The sequence below is a fragment of the Pseudoalteromonas sp. P1-7a genome, from assembly GCF_001401855.1.
GTDB lineage: Bacteria > Pseudomonadota > Gammaproteobacteria > Enterobacterales > Alteromonadaceae > Pseudoalteromonas.
In genome coordinates this window covers 31,760-52,078 of sequence record NZ_LKDU01000019.1, presented here as the reverse complement: position 1 = coordinate 52,078, position 20,319 = coordinate 31,760, and the positions used below count along the sequence as shown (strand labels likewise).

The 20,319-nt window shown below is 39.1% G+C and carries 14 protein-coding genes; 3 read left to right on the top strand and 11 right to left on the bottom strand.

Going from position 1 to position 20,319, the window contains the following annotated elements:
* Nucleotides 1-83: 83 nt before the first annotated feature.
* From AN389_RS12555 to AN389_RS12520, 8 genes are all read right to left on the bottom strand, one after another.
* Nucleotides 84-1,127 (bottom strand): family 16 glycosylhydrolase, encoded by a 1,044-nt coding sequence (locus tag AN389_RS12555; RefSeq protein WP_055019933.1) that lies wholly within the window; start codon nt 1,125-1,127, stop codon nt 84-86.
* 149 nt (nt 1,128-1,276) lie between these two features.
* Complete coding sequence (locus tag AN389_RS12550; RefSeq protein ID WP_055019932.1) at nt 1,277-3,064, bottom strand: Ig-like domain-containing protein; 1,788 nt, start codon at nt 3,062-3,064, stop codon at nt 1,277-1,279.
* A 62-nt stretch (nt 3,065-3,126) separates the two neighbouring features.
* Complete coding sequence (locus AN389_RS12545; RefSeq protein ID WP_235575975.1) at nt 3,127-6,861, bottom strand: TonB-dependent receptor; 3,735 nt, start codon at nt 6,859-6,861, stop codon at nt 3,127-3,129.
* Nucleotides 6,862-7,522: 661 nt separating this feature from the next.
* Entirely contained in the window at nt 7,523-8,641 is a 1,119-nt protein-coding gene (locus AN389_RS12540) for an SMP-30/gluconolactonase/LRE family protein (protein WP_055019930.1), read from the bottom strand.
* A 92-nt stretch (nt 8,642-8,733) separates the two neighbouring features.
* Entirely contained in the window at nt 8,734-10,605 is a 1,872-nt protein-coding gene (locus tag AN389_RS12535; protein WP_055019948.1) for a CRTAC1 family protein, read from the bottom strand.
* A 25-nt stretch (nt 10,606-10,630) separates the two neighbouring features.
* A complete protein-coding gene (locus AN389_RS12530; protein WP_055019929.1) occupies nt 10,631-12,073 on the bottom strand; it encodes a sulfatase-like hydrolase/transferase in 1,443 nt (480 codons plus the stop codon).
* Between the two features lie 69 nt (nt 12,074-12,142).
* Entirely contained in the window at nt 12,143-13,666 is a 1,524-nt protein-coding gene (locus AN389_RS12525; protein ID WP_055019928.1) for a sulfatase-like hydrolase/transferase, read from the bottom strand.
* Between the two features lie 202 nt (nt 13,667-13,868).
* Complete coding sequence (locus AN389_RS12520) at nt 13,869-16,304, bottom strand: hypothetical protein (RefSeq protein WP_055019927.1); 2,436 nt, start codon at nt 16,302-16,304, stop codon at nt 13,869-13,871.
* Nucleotides 16,305-16,817: 513 nt separating this feature from the next.
* On the opposite strand from AN389_RS12520, the gene AN389_RS20785 reads away from it, so the two are divergent.
* The 3 genes from AN389_RS20785 to AN389_RS20825 are packed head-to-tail and all read left to right on the top strand — an operon-like array spanning nt 16,818 to nt 17,432.
* Nucleotides 16,818-16,946 carry a hypothetical protein gene (locus AN389_RS20785; RefSeq protein WP_268795558.1) on the top strand — a complete coding sequence of 43 codons (129 nt, stop codon included), beginning with the start codon at nt 16,818-16,820 and terminating at the stop codon, nt 16,944-16,946.
* A gap of 9 nt (nt 16,947-16,955) precedes the next feature.
* The gene (locus tag AN389_RS20590; protein ID WP_327077725.1) at nt 16,956-17,138 is read left to right on the top strand and encodes a DDE-type integrase/transposase/recombinase; all 183 of its coding nucleotides are present in this window, start codon (nt 16,956-16,958) and stop codon (nt 17,136-17,138) included.
* A 36-nt stretch (nt 17,139-17,174) separates the two neighbouring features.
* Nucleotides 17,175-17,432 (top strand): IS3 family transposase, encoded by a 258-nt coding sequence (locus AN389_RS20825; protein ID WP_200909022.1) that lies wholly within the window; start codon nt 17,175-17,177, stop codon nt 17,430-17,432.
* Nucleotides 17,433-17,589: 157 nt separating this feature from the next.
* On the opposite strand, the gene AN389_RS12510 is transcribed toward AN389_RS20825, so the two are convergent.
* The 3 genes from AN389_RS12510 to AN389_RS12500 all read right to left on the bottom strand — a co-directional run bounded on the left by AN389_RS12510 (nt 17,590) and on the right by AN389_RS12500 (nt 20,212).
* Nucleotides 17,590-18,048, bottom strand: coding sequence for a DUF6436 domain-containing protein (locus tag AN389_RS12510; protein ID WP_408003057.1), 459 nt, complete (start codon nt 18,046-18,048; stop codon nt 17,590-17,592).
* 43 nt (nt 18,049-18,091) lie between these two features.
* Nucleotides 18,092-19,558 carry a methyl-accepting chemotaxis protein gene (locus AN389_RS12505; protein ID WP_055014448.1) on the bottom strand — a complete coding sequence of 489 codons (1,467 nt, stop codon included), beginning with the start codon at nt 19,556-19,558 and terminating at the stop codon, nt 18,092-18,094.
* Between the two features lie 99 nt (nt 19,559-19,657).
* Nucleotides 19,658-20,212 (bottom strand): hydrolase, encoded by a 555-nt coding sequence (locus AN389_RS12500; RefSeq protein WP_055014449.1) that lies wholly within the window; start codon nt 20,210-20,212, stop codon nt 19,658-19,660.
* Nucleotides 20,213-20,319: the final 107 nt, after the last annotated feature.

The window sequence follows — 20,319 nt, the reverse complement described above, 5'->3', positions numbered from 1 at the left end:
GCTAAGGACAATACTTGTAGCAATAAAAGTTAAGTAAAAAGTTTTATTTACTGGCTTATAATTATTTTTCATTTCTTTAATCCTTAATTAGCTAATTGAGCCGGCTTTTTCTGCCAAACACGGACATACTCAATTTCAAAATCAACCACGCCATCCTCTTTTTTTCCTTCAGGGCTATTACGCTCAAGCTCCTCTTTGCTGGTCGGTACACCATGCCAAGGAAATGTTTCCTGATCGAGCCATAAAAATAACGGCTTAGTGGCTACATAACCTTTATCAACCCCACGATGCTCTTTAGCCCATGCATCTGCTTGTTCAGCGCTAACTTCACTAAATAACTTACCATCAACATAATACTTAATCCCATCAGCACTCCAATCAATTCCATATACATGAAAGTCATCAGCGACTCTAAATCCTAAGTCTTTGCGCTCTGTATAAGTGGGCTTCCCCATTACCTCTTTATTCCAATCGCGAATTGACCACCATAGTTCACTGTCTATATGGTCTTTTTTCGGGTCAAGGGAGTCTCCAAACAGTTCAAAAAAATCAACTTCTAGCTTTTCACCCATTGACCAAAATGCACTGCTTATTTGCGCATCAGCGGCTTTACTTTTAATTTCTATATATCCGTATTGAAATGATCTGCGGCTAATAAAACACGCTGTTGTTATATTTTCGTATTTAAGTGCATCACCAAAAACAGGTTTGTGAATTTTTTCTTCAAAAGGAAAATCGGGCTCCCAACGGGTCTCAAGTTTTAATTTTCCATCTTCTAAGCGATAGTTATTACCCGAAAACTGCGAAGGTGCTCGCCCTTTCCATACTTTTTTATTTGGCTTATCTGGGTGCTTATAAACGGGTTTGCCGTTTTCTAGTTTACCTACAATGTACCAACGCTCTTCATCGATGGCACTGCCTTCAAATTCATCGCTTACTTGGGTGTTAAGTATCCATTTACCTGTATTTTGTGGATCCGATAATGGCAGGAGGTTACTCATAGCTTGGGGAGGCCTTTGCATATTAGCTGTCGAATCGCTGCTACAACCACCAATGGTTATTACCGACAATAATGCTGCTGTGAGCATCAATTTATGTGTTTCTATTTTTTTTTGTGCGCTGTTCATGGTGTCTCATTATTTTGTATATAAATTTGTGTGAAAGTTAAAAATTAATGCGTAAATGAATAGATTTAGTGGCTCATAAGCAGAACGGCTTTAATCCGATAAGTTTAAAGCCGCTCTAATTGATATTATGTTATGCGTTGATTACTCGCTTAAATATCGGTACGCGTAACTGCATAATCGTCAATCAAGATTGAATCACCCGCTGGCAGTCCATACACTTCCCAAAGGGTAAACACATCAGTAACTGAGCTCCACGTTGCTGGAATTGCCCACTCTCGTGTGTTAGTTGAATCTTCTGTAAATTCAATATATTGCCACTGAGTAGTTGAATCCAGTTCAGCGCTGAATAACCCCGCTTGTGAATAACGCCCTGTAAAACCTTGTGCATCATCAGGAATTCCCTCATAAACCCAAGGCACTACAACATGGCGAAGCGTTATAGGCTGTTCAGGTAGTTGATTTAATTTAACCCATGCTGAAAAGCGATACGTTTTACCTACAGACTCAGCACCACGACCATAATTGGCGCTATACCAATTACGTTGTTTATTCCAAACTTGCTGAGTTGCAAAAGAGTACGGTGTATTCGCTTCACCTTGAGTTGCAGTGCCCGCTGTAATTTCAAGCGAACGGCCATTACCCGACACAGAGGTTGCCGATACACTATAAGTGGCATTCCCTTTATAGGGTGCACCCTCTGCATCTAAATTAAAGTCAGTATTAAAACCTGCGGGGTGTTCAGACACGCCCGGCTCACACATTTGGTTATTAACGGTATTTATCGTAATACTTTTTTGTGAAATGAGTGATAAAGGTGTACTTGCTGTATCGCCATCAATAAGCTCAACAGTTACCGTATTCACAGTATCAATTGTATTAGGAGCCTGTAAGGCAAGTACTTCTCCAAAGCCACTTTTTGAGGTTAAGCTTTGCGTAAATGAAACTTCATCGTTAAGTGTCCAATCAAAAGTATATTCGCCGCTTAACTCTGCGTTTAATAAAGCCGGTTGTACTTCTATACCGCTTGCTACGCAGATTGGAACGTCCTTGTTTCCGGAAGATGCGCCTAACTCGTTTTTATCATCGTTTGTTATTGCAATACTAAAAGCACCCGTTACTGTAAGCGTGGCGTTTGCTGTTACTTCTGGGTTATCAACACTTGTGGCTGTAATAGTGGTTTCACCCGTATTTTTAGCGCTAATAAGACCATTTTCATCAATGGTTGCAATATCTTCATCTGCAATTGAGTAAACAAGTGCGGGGTTGCACGCGTAACTAGGTATTGCTGATGCAAACACACTTGCCTGCCCACCTACAGGTACTTCTATGGGTGAAATAGTGACTTCAGATACAGGGTCATCAATTGCATTGATGGTTAATTGCAATGTACGACTAGGCAGTGCCTCCCCTGGTATGCGATTTGCGCCATTATCAATAGAATAGGTAATGTTATAAACAGCTTGGCTTGGAAAATCTAAATACCCATCCGCAATGGGGTTACCATCACTGTCGAATTGACCTCTTATATCTGTTTGATCGCATTGCCTTAATGCTTGTGAAAACGCATCTGTATCGACCACTAATTTAGTGCTATCACTTGATTGCGTGAAAGGTGAAATCCGGTGTGATGCAATGGTATTAGCACTTGTTTGTGGGGTAATGAAATTATTATTAGCCACAAACTCTAACTCACTTACGTTTATGGTCGCTCCTGACTCAGAAGCTGGTTTACCGTCGATTGTTACGCCTTGCAGTAAATCAATTTCATGAACTGCGGACTCTTCATCTAATGCGCTTGTGATCACTGCAGTATCGATTACAAGTGCTAAATCAGATTTAAACTGAGGATCGTAACCTTCATCCGTACCGCCGCACCCTGTTAATACTGAAAATATAACACTGCTAATCGCTGTTTTTATTAGTAAGTTATGTTTCATCTTACTCTCCAAAATCTGTATGACAGCGCGCCTAACGTGGCCCGCTGCTAATAGTTTCTCAATCAAAAGGTACCGCGAAGACCAACACGGAATTGACGACCTGTTTTCCAAACTGATGCTGTACGCGAAGTAGTTACACTGCCATCTTCAATTGCATTACCTTCATCAAGCACAACTTCTTGCGAGTTAGCTTCAAACGCGTTGCGCGTAAAAGAACTGGTGTAATAAATTCGGTTAGTTTCATCAGTTAAGTTAAGTGCCTGAAAAGTTAGACTAAAGTTTTTATTAATTTTATAACTTGAGCTAAAGTCCAAACGATGGGTTGCCTCTTGCCATGTAGCACCGCCAACTAAACCTCGGTTTACTAACTGCTCCCCGGTGTAGCGACTCGCTAAACGTAATTGAATCCCTTTTTGTTCCCAGTACAGTGTTGTATTTAGGGAATGCTTTGGCGTGTAAGGTTGTGGTAGTGGTTTTAAAAATATATCGGTATTACCTACCTGCTGACGGTCAGATTCTGAATCTTGGTAGGTATAGTTCATGTTTAAACCTAAGCCACCCCAATAACTTGGTAAAAAGTCATAGTTTTGGTTGTAACCTAGTTCAACACCTTTAATATCTGCGCCCTTACCATTGGTTACTGTGGTTACGTTTACAACGTCACATTCAATGCGCCATTGGTCAAAAAAGCCCGCAACTTGCCTAAGTGGCATACAGTCTTCTTCGTTACCCGGCGCTCGGTTTTCATCGTAATCAAGCAGTAAGTCTGCCGTTTGTAAATTGTATTCGGTCCTAACGTCTTTGTAGTGATAAGGAACAACTACTGTTTCTTCAAAGTCTTTCATATCTTTGAAAAAAAACGCTGCAGACAGCAAGCCTGAATCACTAAAGTACCACTCGAAAGACAAGTCTAGATTGGTTGATTTAAGCGGTTTTAAATTTGCATTACCTGCTGAGCCATTTGCAGAATCCCATTGTTGCTCAAAAATTTGTGTACGTGGGTTTAATGAATCAAAACGAGGACGCGTCATTGTTCTACTAACAGCAAAACGTGCAATCATTTCGTCGTTAACTGCATAATTTAAGTTTAAGCTAGGTAAATAAGCGTCATGTCCGCCCTTTTTAGTTACCCATGCAACGCGGTCTTGTACTTCTCGACCACTGCCTTGAGGACCAGTGAAAGCGGTAGTCCTATCCAAAAATGGCCATATTTGCCCATTACTTGCAAAATGAGCCCATGCATTAGCAGAGGTAGGAACCAAGTTCCCGTTGCTGTCGTAAATTAAAGAAGGCAAAGCATTGTTAGCTATAATGTTGCCATTTTCATCTACAAACACTTGCTGATTTACACCCAGCCCTGTGTTGCCATCAGCCCCGGGAATTACAAATTGACCCGTTTGAGGGTCAACAGGAAAAGTAGCTGGGTTTGAGCGGTTATACGCATGAGTGATTTGCCATGCCCAACAATTTTGTAGCTCAGCATCGTTTGCGGGTGTGTAACGATGATCAGGCTGACCCGTGTCAGATACCCCCATAACAGCAGCAGGGCATGGTTCTAAATTAGTATTAGCTAAACCACGTTCAACTAACAAATTATACGCATCAACCATTTGCGGAAAGCGGATAAAGTTAATGCCGCCTACACCTGTTGCCGTTGTGTCGTCTTTCACATAACGCAGGCCTAGGTTACCGGTTAAGCGGCCATCCATGAGTTCAAAGTTTGCCTTAAAGTAGGCAGCTTTAGTATCCGTTTCTATATTTCGGCTACCGGTAATTGTTTCACGTATACCGACTTCACCCGCATCTTTACCCGATACAATCTCAAGTGCTTTTTCTGCGTCTAGCAGTGGCCAGCCATTAAAAAATTGTGCTGAACGGTCCGATTGAATATCTTCACCAAAGTTATCATATGGGTATGCACTATTTGCAACTATATCGGCTAAGCGAATTGTACCAAGTCCACGTACTTCAAACGCTTGACTGGGGTCTTCTAAATCTATTAAGTCACTGCCATTTGTGGTTGCTCTATTTTGAATAGAGACATCTTTTTTACGATTTGTCCACTTAACACCAAACTCAAGAGAACGTAAAAAATCTCCCTCAAGGGCATAGTCAAAATCAACAAATAACGACTTGTTTGTATCCGCTAACTTATTTTTACGAAGCACTAAACTTCCTAAGTGATTGTGCTGCATGTCATACGGATTAAAACGGCTGTACACCGCATTAGACGTACCATCAAAAGCATCAAACTCCCCTGGTGTAACACCCGTTGAGTAACTACATTCTCCATTAGCGCCACAGTCGTAGCCAACCATTTCGTGGCTGCCATCAGGCATTGATTCAACTATTTGCCGACCTGCCGTGCCCCATGTAGCTGTACTAATAGAAATGAAACGATCTTTCTCATCATCGTCTGGTGTTTCATCTGTCGTTTTAGAAAAACCAGCGCGCACATTCATATTTAATGAGTCAGTTACCTGATAATCAATATCAAGTGACGCTACGTTTGTATCTATTTCACGCAGACCGTAAGAGCGGACAAAATTCCCCCCCGTAGAACGACTGCTTGACTGCTGTAAGGTATTGGTTGATAAATCAACACCATTGAGTGATGTGTTGTCATCTCTTGGATGAATCAAAGGTGTAACAGGCCCCATGTTTAAACGCAGCCTTTGGCTATCAGTGAGTACATCCTGCTCTGTATGGGTAATATCAAGCTGAATATCGAGTGTGTCTGTTGGCCTATATTGAAACCCCGTCGATACTGATAGACGATCTCGTTGGTCGTTATTTAATGTAAAATCAATAACCTCACGCGCTAAAACAAATAAATCACCTTCATGCAATATTTGTGTTTCAGGATCGTAATTATTGAGCGAGCTAATTGGATTTAATAGCGCTTGGCCGTCATTACCAAACAGCTTGTTGCCATCAGTATCACGTTGATAGCCCAATACTCTAATCGGTTTACCTGTTGCTATATCATGAGCTGTTCTTCCAGTTGCACTATCTAAATCAACAATGGGAATTGCACCATTAGCCCAGTCAGTATTAATACGATCTTGTCGTGTTTTTTGTGTATCTTTAGAAGCAGTTATAATAAAACCAAAGGTGTCGTCGAAGTATTTATCAGAAAAGCTAAAGTTGATACGTGAATCATTTTCATCGGAAAATTCGTTATAACGTCCTTCAACAGTAAATGAACGTCGTGGCTTAGCTAAATCTAAAGGCTTCACAGTACGTAAAACAACAGTCGCACCAAGTGAACCTTCATCGTTATCAGCTGAGGATGTTTTAATAACGTCTATTGATGATAAAATATCTGATGAAAAAGAACTTAAATCTACGCTGTTATCGTTAGTGGCACCTGCACTAGAACCATCGGTGCTAAGCCCACCTGTTAGTGCTACACCATTCATAGATATTTGGTTTAAAGAAGGCCCTGCACCACGCACTGAAATACGTGTCCCCTCTCCACCTTCTTCTTGAATGGAAACGCCAGTTACCCTTGAAAGTGCATCGGCAATGTTTTGATCTGTTGATTTACCTACATCTTCAGCGTGAATTGAATCACTCACGTTCTCGGAAAAGCGCTTTGCGTTTACCGCTTTTCGCAAGCTACTTTTGATACCCTGAACCTCTATTATTTCAATATCTTTTTCTAGTTTAGTCTTCACTTTTTTTTCGTCCTCTTGTGCAAAAGCAGAGGTTGAAATAAGTGAAGCAATGATAGCTGCAGAGACTGCTGATAACCTAAAGTTATGCTGCATTGTGTGCGCTCCTGTTTTCGGCATCGTGTGTCTTAATGCCAGTGTGATGATGTCGTCAGTTTTTTATTATTAGTTAAGCAATGCCGATAAAATAAATGAACGCTCTAGTATCCTAGTTTTATCTTAGAGCGTTGCTCAACTTACGATCAAGTTAAACATATGATGTTTACATTTACAAGCTGTTTACTTTAATTTTTACATTTTTGTTTCTTTTTTGAACGATCAAATTTAAACTGCTGTTTTTAAACAATTTATACCAATCCGCATAATTAAGTGATCTATTTTGAGGATGGATAGACGTGTTGATAGCAAGGCAAAAAATACGCTATTTAGTTGTTCTAAATGAGAATATTTAACGCAGATAGCGACACCTTTAGCCCCTGAAAATGATTAAGTATTATTGCTGATTGGTATTAAATTCATTAATATTTAAGTGAAAGTGGCGCAGGGATTTTTATACAGAATAAAAAATGTTGCTCAAAATGATCAGAATTGAGCAGTTTAGGAAGGAATTTACGAGGGTTTGTAATAGTAATTTATGCTCAATAGAGTATTTACAGCTATCAAAAACTACCAATCAGCAGCTTTGAAAGCTGTAAACCAAATGTATTGCCGATTAATCTAAAGCTCAGACACACACCGCAATACACACGATTTTAATTTAAGCGCTTAACTTAAAACCTTACTAATTATGTAACTTAATTTCACTTACTGTATAAGGTTTGCCATGCCCAGTATTGATAATGCCTGGGCCTGTAAGCAAGTCAAAATTCGACATGAGCAAGGAACCTTTATAATAAATAATATCGGCGGGTTGGTCTAATTCACCATTTTCTGAATTGTTATCGGGGTAAGATGCAATAACGGTTACATTTTGGTTTGTATCAATTTTTATAACTTGATTAGTTAAAAAGCCTGCGGCGTATAAATTCCCTTGAGGGTCTATAGTAAGACCATCAGGTCCGCTTCCTTTTGGAAGTGTTGCGTAGGTATTTTTGCTAAGCAGGTTGTGGTTTGCATCAAACGTTAATTTATAAATTAAGTCGTCACCTAAGTTAGTTACAAACAAGCTACCCTGAGAGTCAAACACTAAACCATCAAGTCCAAATTTACGTTGCTTATTAATTGTTTTAGCCAAAAATAATAAATGCGGATCATCTGTACTGTTTGTCACTAATATATTGGTATCTGTGGCTTTAAAACGATATATCCCACTGAGAGTCTCAGTCTTATTTTTACTTGGTAAACGCAGTTGAGTTACGTAAATATAACCATTGTGATAGCGCACACCGTTTGGCGAACTCATACCTTTGGCAACAACTTGAGTGTTAATAACCGCATTATTTTTTAAGGTAAGTTTAAGTAATCGAGCGTTGCCAGCGCCTTGGTTATCGGCTACAAATAAGGAACCATCAGGGGCATAAGCAAGGCCCATAGGACGACCCTTTCCTTTATTATTTGGCCCTGATAACTGGGCTATTTTAGTAAACGTTTTGTCATCGTTAATATTAACCAACATACCTGCTTGTAACCCTTTATTGGCATAATTAACGCACGATAAAGTAAGCTCTCCTGTAGGAGAGACTGCAAAAGCGTCTGGGGTTGGGCAATAATCAGGGAGTGATGCAAATAAACTTGCACTAGCAAGCATAGTATTAGACGCTTTAACAGATGCATTTACTTCCTCTTTATTTATACTGTTATTATTCCTTTGAGCTGTATCAGTGCTGCAACCAAACACAGTAAGTAAGCACACTAATCCCGCTAATTTTTTTTTAAGATGAGTGATATTGTTTTTATTCATTGTTGCTCTCTTTTGTCCTAAATTTTTGCGAAAAAAAAGCAAGGCCTGTTACCAAACCTTGCTTTTTACCTCTCATAGTTAACTCTGTTGAATTAAAGATTGATTACTTTATCTATCTCAATCTTAGATTTATTTATTGCTTCACCATTGCTGTAACGCACACTCACATTCTCTATTTCGTTGCACTGACCCAAACCAAAATGAACTACGTTATCAAATGATTGTGTATAAGGGGCTGCATCAGGTGATACCCGTCTTGTTAGGGTTTTACCACAGGCTTTAAGTGTGGCTATAGCTCCAATTGCGCTTGCATTATACTTAAGTGAATTACCTATGCGCAGTAATGTATAGTGATTACTGTTATTTGCTTGATTACTAAATAAATGCCATTGGCCTCTGTCGTTATTCATAATAATATCGACTTGGCCGTCCAAGTTGTAATCAAGTACATTTGCGCCAGAGCCAATAGTACCTAAGGTATTTGTTATCAATCCCGAGTCAGTAGCTTGGCTAAATGTGTTATCACCATTATTAAAATACAGTATTTGCGATGTAGGCGTTACCAAGTTACCTTGTTTAACAACAAACAAATCTTGGTAGCCATTGTTGTCAAAATCTCCCACGCTTACGCCGGTCGTATTTAAATTTGTTTTAATGCCGGCTTTTGCGCTCACATCCACAAATTTTCCATCGTTATTTTTAAGCAGCAAATCCGATGGTGCTATAGGCTTTTTATTTACGGTATAATGTTTAACATCGGTTACTACACCCGTTGTAGGTGAAAAGGTATTACCCGCCATACGCCATTTATTATTACCTATATAACCAACATATAGTCCTTTATTAGGTTGAGTATCCGGCCAGCCTAAGCCGTTACTACTTACAATATTGATATTTTGACCACTATGTCTTTCACCTTCAAACTTGTATTTATAAGCCCCCTCTCCAACAAAAACATCTTGGTTTGGATAAGGTGATTGGTAATTAACTAAATTAAGCGTATCGCCAATAAGTAAGTCGTCGAACTTAAATGGACCACGTTTAGTATAAAAACCAAATGTGTGGCTTTTAGCATCAAAAAACGTATCGCCTGCTTGTAATGGATTAGCTCGACTTATATATAAATCAAAGTCACCATCGTTATCAAAATCGACTTCGCTTACACCCGTCGCATTCATTATTTTATCACGTAAAACGTTGGCGGTTACGTCACTAAAGGTAAAGTCGCCATTGCCTTTTAAAACACGTAAAGCGCCGTCGCCATATATCACTAAATCGTCAATTTTATCGTTATTAAAATCTGTAATAAGAACTTTTTGACCATCTCGATTAGTTTTTGGTAAATCAGTTGCGTGGGTTATATTGCCAGTGCCATCGTTTTTATAAATAAAATTACTGGTTTGTTTACCACTATTCGCCTGCGGGAATCCCATTAGTAATAAATCTAAATGACCGTTGTTATTGGCATCAAAAAACTTACTAGTACGCCCACGTAACGTTGGCAGTTTGGGTGAAAACTCGCCGCCTTCAATAATTTCTCTTTTGTTAAAATGAAACAATTTAGCATTGCGTGCGTTACTACCCGAGCCACCACCACGCGAAAGCAAAATGTCCATTTTGCCATCTTTATCGTAATCGCCTACGCCAATACCGTGCATATCACCCACAATTAGGTCGCGGCCTTTATCGTAAACGCCTTTATTGTTCCAATACAAACGGATGGTATAACCATGATCAGTAAGTAATAAATCTGGGTAACCGTCTTGGTCTAAATCGCTTATTAATGCGTTATCCCATTTACGCCGGTTTTTGTTTTCTAATTTAATTGCTTGGTGCTGCTCAGTAAATAATGTACTGCCAGGTATTATCTGAGCGCCCGCTAGGGCACTCGCTTGCTGACAACCTAGTAAGCTTGCACCCATGCATAACAAAGACACATGCCATACAACTGCTTTTACTTTCATAAAACCTCCGTGAATTTGATAAAACTTACTTAGTTGTTTTAAACGTTTTATCAAATCGTGGCATAGCATCTAGCCGCCAGTTCACACCCTCTGTAGTTTCATGGAACCAGCTAGGCTGCTGGTTATCCCAGCTCCACTTTTCCATTTCGCGGACCATGTCGGTTAACAGTGCTTTATTAGATTTACTTACATCGTTTTTTTCGGAAATATCGTTTTCGATATTAAATAACTGCCACGGTTGCTGGTTAACTTTCAAAGCTTTCCATTGATTTAAGCGTATCGCTGCATCACTGTAACCTTTACGATGACGAAGAGCATAAATTGGCTCATCTTTATGTGGGTTTTCATTTTTAATAAATGCAGGCCACATATTAGTGCCATCTAATTGTTGGCTTTCTTCAATTTTAGCGCCCGCTAAAGCTGCAAATGTTGGGTATAAATCAAGTGCCGATACAGGGTGCGAGAAACGCTTGCCCGCAGGTACATGTTTAGGCCAATGAAACAACATAGGTACTCTAAAGCCGCCTTCTTGTGTACTTCCCTTACCGGCTGTGAGTGGGAAGTTATTAGCGCCTTTACTTAATTTTCCACCGTTATCGCTCATAAATACGATAAGCGTGTTATCTAACTGATTATTTTTTTTAAGAGCGCTAACTAATTTACCAATACCACGGTCGAGGGCGAAAACCATACCCGCGTATGTTTTACGATCTTTATTTTTTATATTAGGAAACATCGCTATGTCTTCATCTTTAGCTTGTAGTGGTACATGCGGGGCGTTGTACGCTAAATATAAAAAGAACGGGTTAGTTTTTTCCGCTGCTTTATCTACAAAATTTACGGCTTCGCGTGATAGTGCATCGGTAATATATTCTGTTTCTCTAACTTTTTTACCGTTATGTTCAAGCGGTGTTAAGTATTCAAAAATATTTTTTAAACCTTGTGCTTTTTGCTTTTCATAAATTGGCTGGTATTGACTTGGAAAGTAATTATGCCCGCCCCCTAAAAACCCATAGTATTCATCGAAACCGCGTTGATTAGGATGATATTTCGGCGCATCACCTAAGTGCCATTTACCAAGAGCACCAGTGAAGTAGTTATTTTCATTTAGTAATTTACTAATAAACTTAGCATCAGTAGGCACGCCTACGTTTGAGCCGCGTGTCGGTAAATTAAATTGTGAGCCAATTTTATGTGGATAACGACCTGTCATTAACGCAGCTCTGCTTGGGCCGCAGAACGGGTGCGCTACGTAAGCGTCTGAAAAGGAAGTTCCTGATTTAGCAAGATCATCAATATTTGGGGTAATAATATCTTTAGAGCCATTAAAACCTACATCTGCATAACCTAGGTCATCTGCAACAATAAGAATAATATTGGGTTTTTGTTCACTTGCATGTATACCCGCAGAGCCAACTAATAGCGCAAGCGATGATAAAGCGCTCAATAATTTTGTGTGTATTTTCATAGTGCCAGTCTCAATTTTGATAATAAAAAATAGTAGGCCAATTAAGGCCCACCAAAGGGCATTTCTCGGCTATAAAAAAGCTTTCATATGATGATTAAATTTAGTTAATGATGGGTCCTCAATACGCTTCAGCTCCCCAGCCATTTTATTAACTAAATCAGTAAGCTGTTTTTTGTATTTAGGATTATCTATTTGGTTTGTGATTTCGTAAGGATCATTTTTTAAATCGTATAATTCATCGCGGCTGTCGCCGGGATTCCATACAAACTTCATTTCAGGGGTACGTATCGCTCTAATACCAAACCAGCCGCCGTTGTACCACTCGTATGCATAAAGTGCTACATCATCTTTGCCAGAATCCGCGCTATCACCCTGCTCCATTAACGGCACGAGTGAACGTCCATCCTCGTCACCATCAAGGGGTAATGACATCCATTGACGAAGTGTAGGTGCAATATCAAGCATAGATACCTGACGATTAATTATTTTAGGCTCAATATTTGGCGCACGAATAATAAGCGGCATACGCATTAATTCGTCATACGCGTAGGGGCCTTTGTCGTACAGGTTATGCTCGCCTAGCATGCTGCCCTGATCGCCGACTAAAATAATGTGCAGGTCGTCGTATAAACCTTCTTCTTTGGCGGTATTAATGAGCTCGCCAACAGCATGATCTATCATGGCGATAGCCCCATAGTAAAAACTGTGTGCTTTGCGCCAATCAGTTTCAGTCATATGGCTTACATCATGCCAAGGCCACCAAATATCGTCTTGTGCCATTGGTTTGTTTTTACGTTCAATACCAAAATTGGGAGGAAGTTTTATATCTTTGTAGTCGTACATGCTGGCGTAAGGCTCTGGTACGCGGTACGGCGGATGAGGTTGCTCAAAACTAACAATCCCAAAAAATGGTTTGTTTGATTTAGCTGCGTTTCTCAGCATTAGTTTGCCTTCGTTTACTTCTTTAGCCGTTACCGTATCAGCATAAGTGCCAGGCAAAGTTTTATAGTAGTCGTGTTTTTCACCGTTTTCATCTCGCTCCCCAGCGTTCATTCGCTCTACATTTTTTTTAGTACCATAAGGTGTAAAGGGCCGGCCATTACGCTCTTCATCTTTATCGTGACCCCACATAAAGTTAGCACCTCGAAGGGTGGGACCTTGAGCGCCTAAGTGCCATTTACCCACATAACTAACATCGTAACCTACGCTAGTTGCACGTTTAATAACGCTTCCCTCACTTAGTGATAGTTCAGAGAGTCTTGAATGATAAAGCCCTACGTTATCGTCAAGCCCCGTTTTATGCCCCCAACGCCCAGTAAACATAGCCGCGCGAGAAGGCGAGCATAACCCCGTAGATGTCATAGCTTGATCAAAGCGCGTACCCTCATGTGCTAACGCATCAATATTTGGCGTCGAAACGGGGCCATTTCTATAGGAGAAAGTGTCGAATCGCATATCATCAAACATTAAAATAAGTACATTTGGCTTTTTCTTTTGTGTATGTTCTTTCCCTGCGTCATTGGCATATACATTAAATGTAAACAGCGCGCAGTATCCTATTATCATCAGTGACTTAAAATTGAATACTTTCATTATGTGTGTCCTGTCAGGTGAAAGGTTTTACCAATTAACTTACTAGGCATTGTTAAAATAGTTATCCATTTAGCACAATGGTTAGTTTAGCAACATTAATACAAACAATATAAACATATGATGTTTATGTTTTCAATAAAAAAAGAGGTTGTCCCTTTTTAACAGTTAGAACCTGTGTAAATATACACAGGTTCTAACTCGATTAGTTAGGTGTAACTTCGAGTAGCAGAACACCCTCAGATGGAATATCAAAAGTACTTTTAAGCTTATTGCTGGTCATCAAGTTTTTAATATTTACATTCTTACTGCCTTTAATAGATAACTCTATATCTGCATTGCCATGGCCTAAATTTAAAATATTAACAAGATATTTCCCATTTTTTTGTTTAACAGTACGCCATGTTACCGTTTTAAAATCTTCCCCATTATCCGCCGTTATTGATACATCTGGTAGACTGTCTGATACTTGCTCAAGTGCCATTTTTTTAATTGCTTTAGTATCAGAACCCTTAGGCATAACAATAAGCTTACCTTTTCCTGGTGCTAACTTAACTTTACGTGGTTGGCCATATTCATTTAAAGACAGGCTCTGTTCAGAGTCTAAAATAACTGTACCACCATTATTTAAATAGCCTTGTAGTGTCTTAAATTCATCATCAGTAACAAATTTATTACGATAGACAAGTATCGCGTCCCAATTACTATTATCTTGTTTTTCGATTATATTTTTTGTAGCAAAGCCAAGCGGAAAACCTTCAAAAAACAAATCTTCATAGAGCGCGTAACCTTTACTCATATAGTCATCAATATTAATAGCCGTGGTTTCAGAATAAAATAAGCGAAGCGGACGACGCTGTTCTCTGAGCTCTACAATTTCCTCAGAAAAACTATTAAGATCAAACATTACTTGAGTAACTTCGTTAGTTACATGGGGCTGCATATTGTTAGAACCCGCAAATGCTCCTCCCAAACCTGGGTCAAAAAAGTCTAAGTCACCTTCTAATCGATCCTCTGGCGAACCATCAGGATCGCGTGCCCAAAACCACCCCATATTGGCATCCATACCAAGTAAAGTGGCAAGCCAGTAAACACTTCGTACATAACTAGTACGTGTATCCAAATCACGCCACTGACCCGATGATAAAAAGTGGGACTCTGAATTAACATTAATTTTATTTGGTGCTACTGATTCCATAAAATCATGGAACATAGCCACAATGCCCCAATTATAAGCGTATTTTTCGATCCATTTAGACGATTTACCAGGGCGAATGTTTTCGCTACCAAATGATTTGGCATCGTGCCCAACCATAGTTGTCAATTCAGCTAGAGCTTCGGTATCTATACCTCCAGAGCGAGAGTCTTCCATGAACATACGAGGCATAATTTTAATATGAGTATCGGCGTCTTCATTTACAGAGTGCAGTTCGTTTTGAACATACGTAAACCAATCCGTACTTCTATCCATATTATACCGCGTCCAGTCGTACCAGATGGGTAAGCCTTTTAACGCCGGATCAATAGGGATTTCTATTGCAACACTTTTAAAGTTTTTAAAATTAGTATCCCAATTTTCATTAAGCTTAGTTATATTTCCCTGATATTTAGTGCGCAACCAATTTCTAAATTTATTTAACGTGTACGAAGAAATACTCGTCATTTCTTGGAAATTTTGTGTCCAATGTCCTTTTTCAGCATACCAATGTGGTTCGTTAGCAAGCACAAAACCCACCTCAGTGACTTTTTTACCTTTGGTGAGTTCACCCGTTTTACGAATTATCTTGCCCCATACTTCGCGTGCTAATGGGTTGTCAATATCGAACCCAGTAAATAAAGAACGCCCTTTTCTAACCTCGGGTTCTCGCTCTTCAACCCACTGTGGGATACCCATTAGCCAATAAACTAAAAAACCAATGTTAGTGTCTGGAATACGGGTTAACTCTTTCATTAGCTCCTCGTCAAAGGTACCATCCTCACGCACTAAAAAAGAATTAATAGCGCGATCATGATCAACAGGGTATAAATCTTCACCACCATGATAAAGCGCACCTAAATGGTCGTTGTAAATATCTTTATTTGTAAGCGGTTGCCCCACCGTTTTTGAAAAATAGTCATATAGAAATATTGGCTTACCATTACTTACAAACATGTTGTCCTGTGCTTTAGTATTTTGCCAATCAACTTTATTTACAGGACGACGCTTTATCTCACCAGCCAGCTCTTTAGACAAATCATCTATCCCTTTATCTAAAATTTGAATGACTTTCTTTCGCTCAAAATCAGGAAGGTCTTTTGCTAACTGCTCTTTTTTGTCTTTATAATAACGTTCATAACTAAATAGCTTAACAACAGCGTCGTAATTGTTCTCATCCCAATTAGCAAACTTTAAAAACTGTTCTGCAAACCACACAACGCTCTGCTCACGTGTAACATCTATTTGCTTACGCTTAGCTTTTGCCATTAGCTTTTTAAGTTTATTAATTTTTAGTTGTGCTGCTTTTTCGTAGCTATTCAACGAAGTACTTGCTGCACTTAGCGTTTCAGTGTTTTTTGAGTCTATAACACCTTCTTGCTGTGAACACGCTGATGTAAGTAAAAATAATGGGGCTAGTGTGAAGCCTAATAGATGTTGTCTCATGCTATCTCTCGTTTAGAAAAGTTATTTATAGATCGTATTTATTATGTTTCTAAGGTTTATTAATGATAACATACATCATATGTTTGCATTTGTAATTTGTTTTTTACAACTAAATACTATTTTTCACATAAAAATTAACTTTTATCAAAACGCCAAATTTTCAAAAGTACGTGCTTATTAAAGCGCAAACGACGCTTTTAAAGTTTTTGCTTTCACCATACTGCACGTGTATCTCGGTAATATAATTTTTAGGCACCCTATGGACTCCCCATAGTTTGCTAAAAACCCAATGAGTTTTCTATTGTTGCGATGTGTAAACTATTTAAGCTACACCGTAGTGGCGTTTATGTGTGGTTAAAAAAGCCATTGAGTGACAGAGCAATCGAAGATAATCGTTTGCTTAAGCTTATTAAAGTTTTACGTTGCCTGTGGTGGCACTTACGGTAGTCCTTAGGTACACGAAGATTGACGTGAAGCTGGTGAGTATGCTGTGTTAATCGCGTAGCTAAAATCATGCGCCAACATAAACTCAAAGCGCAAATAGGTTATAAACGTCGCCCTATTAAAGGCGGTAAAACATCGCGCATTGCAGATAACTTGCTAGCTCGACAGTTTAATCCTCCTGCGCCGAATCAAACTTGAGTAAGTGATATTACTTATGTGAGAACCTATGAAGGCTTCTTGTATGTAGCCACTGTCATGAATTTATTCTCTAGGCGCATCGTAGGCTGGTCGATGGATAAAAACATGGACAAACACTTAGTAATTAAAGCATTGCTTATGGCAGTTTATCAGCGCCAGCCGAAAGCTGACGTAATGGTACATAGTGATTAAGGAAGCCAGTATGGTAGCGCTGATTACTTAGCCTTTATGAAAGAATATAACCTTGTACCCTCAATGAGTCGAGCTGGGAATTGTCACGATAATGCAGTTGCTGAAAGCTTTTTTGTAAAGATTAAAAAGCGAATAGTTAAGCGTAAGATATATTCGACAAGGGAAGATGCGAAAGCTGAGATATTCAATTTTATAGAAATGTTCTACAATCCAAAAAAACGCCATTCACACACAGGCGGTGTTTCACCTGCTAAGTTTGAGGAAGCGTATTTTTCTGAGTTAGAAACTGTCTAGAGAAAGCTGGGAAGTCCAAGTAAGAGAAACTCACCAGGCTCGACATTCATACTGTATACTTTATTAAATTTATATGGCATTAAGCATTACCTTGAGTCAATAATGAGATACGTTTTTTAAATTGAAAATCTCAGAAACGATTCATTTTTTACAAATATTAAGCAGTGCAGTAACAACCACTGGTTTTATTAAGTAACAGCTGGCTGTTAAATCCAGCTACAAGATTATTTATAACCGTTTCGACAAAACCACTGCCCTGCGCGCAGCCAAGCCCTTGAGAAAGAGGGCCTGCATAAACAAAGTCACCCTTGTGATTAATAACTACTGCCGCGGGGGTAGATGGGAGCAACTTTTGTAAAGAGGCTGTTTGCTCAATATTGATAAGCGCAAAGTTGTGCGCTTTAGAAAACGCCGCTAATTGCTTTAAGTGAGGTTGAGCTTGCTTGGTACAGCCGCAGTCAGGGTCGGTGACTATAATCAACGCATTTTTATTAGTGGTTATAAATCCTATGTGTTGCTTAAAATTGGCAAACCACCCAGTTTGCTCAAGTACACCCACACTATCAAATACACGTAACTGGTTGTATTGATAATAAACCAGCCCTGAGACAGTCACAACTAGCCACAAAACTATTACTATCCTCGTTTTTATGGCTGATTTACTTAAACTTGGCAATGCTCTGCTCTAACACGGCAATACTTACATCTATCATTTGAACTTTGGCGGTTAACTTTTCGACCACCTTGGTGTCTTGATATTGGCTTTGCTGCATTTGTTCTGTGCTTGAGGCTATTTGTTTTGTGTTAACCGCTTGATCAGCAACAACTTGTGAGACAGAGTGAGCACTGTGGTTTACAGCTTTGATTTGCTCACTCATCGCACTTATGTTTTCTTTCAAGGTGGTGCTTATATGCGTTAAATCAACCACAAAATCAACACATTGACTCATAGATTGGGTTGAGGTTTTACTGTTAGTAACTAAATCTTTTAGCGTTAATGCAATTTTGTCTGTCGTCGCTTTACTGCTTGTAGCAAGGGTTCTTACCTCATCGGCTACAACAGCAAACCCTCGGCCATGTTCACCGGCCCTTGCAGCTTCAATGGCTGCATTTAGCGCAAGTAGGTTAGTTTGCTCTGCAATACCTGATATCTCATTGAGTAAACCTGATATTACATCGCCTGCTGCCACTAAATGATTTATTTGCTCTTCGGTATGATTAAGTAAATTAAGTAACTCTGTGCTTTTAGTCGCAGTTTGCATAACATCATTAGATGCATTGTTGGCAGCTTGAGAAATGCTATCTACCTGTTGCTTTAACACATTACTTTCATGCTCAACTGAACTAAAGCCTTGGGCAACTTGCGCGCCTGAGTCAGCTATATCATTAGTTTGTTGCTTTCTTTGCTCAGCCCCGCTTGCTAACTCATCATGTACGTTTATTAATTGCTGAGAGTTTTTCTGCAGTGAAAGAGACTGGGTTTGTACTTGACTAATCACATCCGATAAATAACCTAATAAGGTGTTAAAACCCGCCACGGCATTGCTATTTTTGTCATCCGCTCTGAGCGAAAGTTGTATATGTTCTGGGTCGTGCATAATAGCTTCTGTCGCTTTGGTTAAAGACAGCCCAGCACGCCGCTCCTGTTGCAATGTTTTAGCAATATAACCGGCTACAAACACCTCTACTATTGCATAACCGGCATGTATAAGTACCGTAGTAAAGGCGAGCCTATCTGGGTCAAATACATAAAAACCAGTGTTTTGTATTTGTAAAAAATAAAAGCTTAAATGATGAATGGCCACAAAAATAATGGCAGTGATAAACACGCGCCAGTTCACAAACATGATTAACATGGCCATTAAGATGAATATTTCGAAGTGTATTTCTATTAATCCAAAGGCTTGTTGTATGTGCAAAAAAGAAAACATCATGATTGCTGCTGCAACCACGTGCCCAGTAACGGGGTTATTTTGCTGAGTTTTAAGTAACCAAATGGGCAATAAGCTTAAAGGTAAGCCAACAATAAATGCTTGTGCAAGTGTGCCAAAGTACACCCCTAGAGCTATTGACTCTACAAACAAAAAAATGAATATTATGGTGAATAAACGACTTACACTATTCATAAATACCTTTAGTTATTAGTTTTATAATATAATCGGGTTTTGTACGTATTAGCCGATAATTTCGACCACATTTTATTACTATAGCTTAGCCTGCAAACTTTACTTAATAATTGATAAAACCGCTTTAAATTCTGGCGATGCGGCGTTTTTTGTCCATTGAAAAATAATACTTTCTACGCTGGTAATGATAGCACCTGCTTGTTGTAGCTGCATTAAAGCTAATGATTTATGCTCCGGATCTCGTGAGCCTACCGCATCAGCAGCTACATATACTTCAATCCCTTGCGCTATTAAATCTAAACAGGTTTGTAAAACACATACATGTGACTCTGTGCCTATTACTATAACTTGCGTGCGTGTAAGTTGTTTAAACGTAGCATTAAATGTCGGCTCGTTACATGCACTAAAATGTGTTTTTTCAATACTCTGCGCATTTAAAAGCGCGTCTTTTAATCGTCTATTTGTGCTACCTAGTCCTTGTGGGTATTGCTCTGTAACAATGCTAGGAATTTTAAAAATGGCACTAACTTTGGCAATTTTTATTGACCACTGCAGTAAATCAGAAAATTCGCTAATTGCGGGAGAGAGGTTATCTTGAATGTCTATTACTAATAAAATGCTTTTATCAGCAGATAAATTTTTGTGACTCATCATAACACCCCGTTTTTTACGTAATTATAATTAGCAAGCCTAGCTTAAGTAATTATTAATGACTAAGTTTAGTTGATATAAGTTGTAATCCACAATTCAAAAAAGTGTGC

Coding starts and splice junctions, on each gene's coding strand:
- AN389_RS12535 (WP_055019948.1), bottom strand. CDS start 10,605: ATGAAAGTAAAAGCAGTTGTATGGCATGTGTCTTTGTTATGCATGGGT.
- AN389_RS12555 (WP_055019933.1), bottom strand. CDS start 1,127: ATGAACAGCGCACAAAAAAAAATAGAAACACATAAATTGATGCTCACA.
- AN389_RS12520 (WP_055019927.1), bottom strand. CDS start 16,304: ATGAGACAACATCTATTAGGCTTCACACTAGCCCCATTATTTTTACTT.
- AN389_RS12545 (WP_235575975.1), bottom strand. CDS start 6,861: ATGCCGAAAACAGGAGCGCACACAATGCAGCATAACTTTAGGTTATCA.
- AN389_RS20785 (WP_268795558.1), top strand. CDS start 16,818: ATGCGCCAACATAAACTCAAAGCGCAAATAGGTTATAAACGTCGCCCT.
- AN389_RS12540 (WP_055019930.1), bottom strand. CDS start 8,641: ATGAATAAAAACAATATCACTCATCTTAAAAAAAAATTAGCGGGATTA.
- AN389_RS12550 (WP_055019932.1), bottom strand. CDS start 3,064: ATGAAACATAACTTACTAATAAAAACAGCGATTAGCAGTGTTATATTT.
- AN389_RS12505 (WP_055014448.1), bottom strand. CDS start 19,558: ATGAATAGTGTAAGTCGTTTATTCACCATAATATTCATTTTTTTGTTT.
- AN389_RS12530 (WP_055019929.1), bottom strand. CDS start 12,073: ATGAAAATACACACAAAATTATTGAGCGCTTTATCATCGCTTGCGCTA.
- AN389_RS20825 (WP_200909022.1), top strand. CDS start 17,175: ATGAAAGAATATAACCTTGTACCCTCAATGAGTCGAGCTGGGAATTGT.
- AN389_RS12525 (WP_055019928.1), bottom strand. CDS start 13,666: ATGAAAGTATTCAATTTTAAGTCACTGATGATAATAGGATACTGCGCG.
- AN389_RS12500 (WP_055014449.1), bottom strand. CDS start 20,212: ATGATGAGTCACAAAAATTTATCTGCTGATAAAAGCATTTTATTAGTA.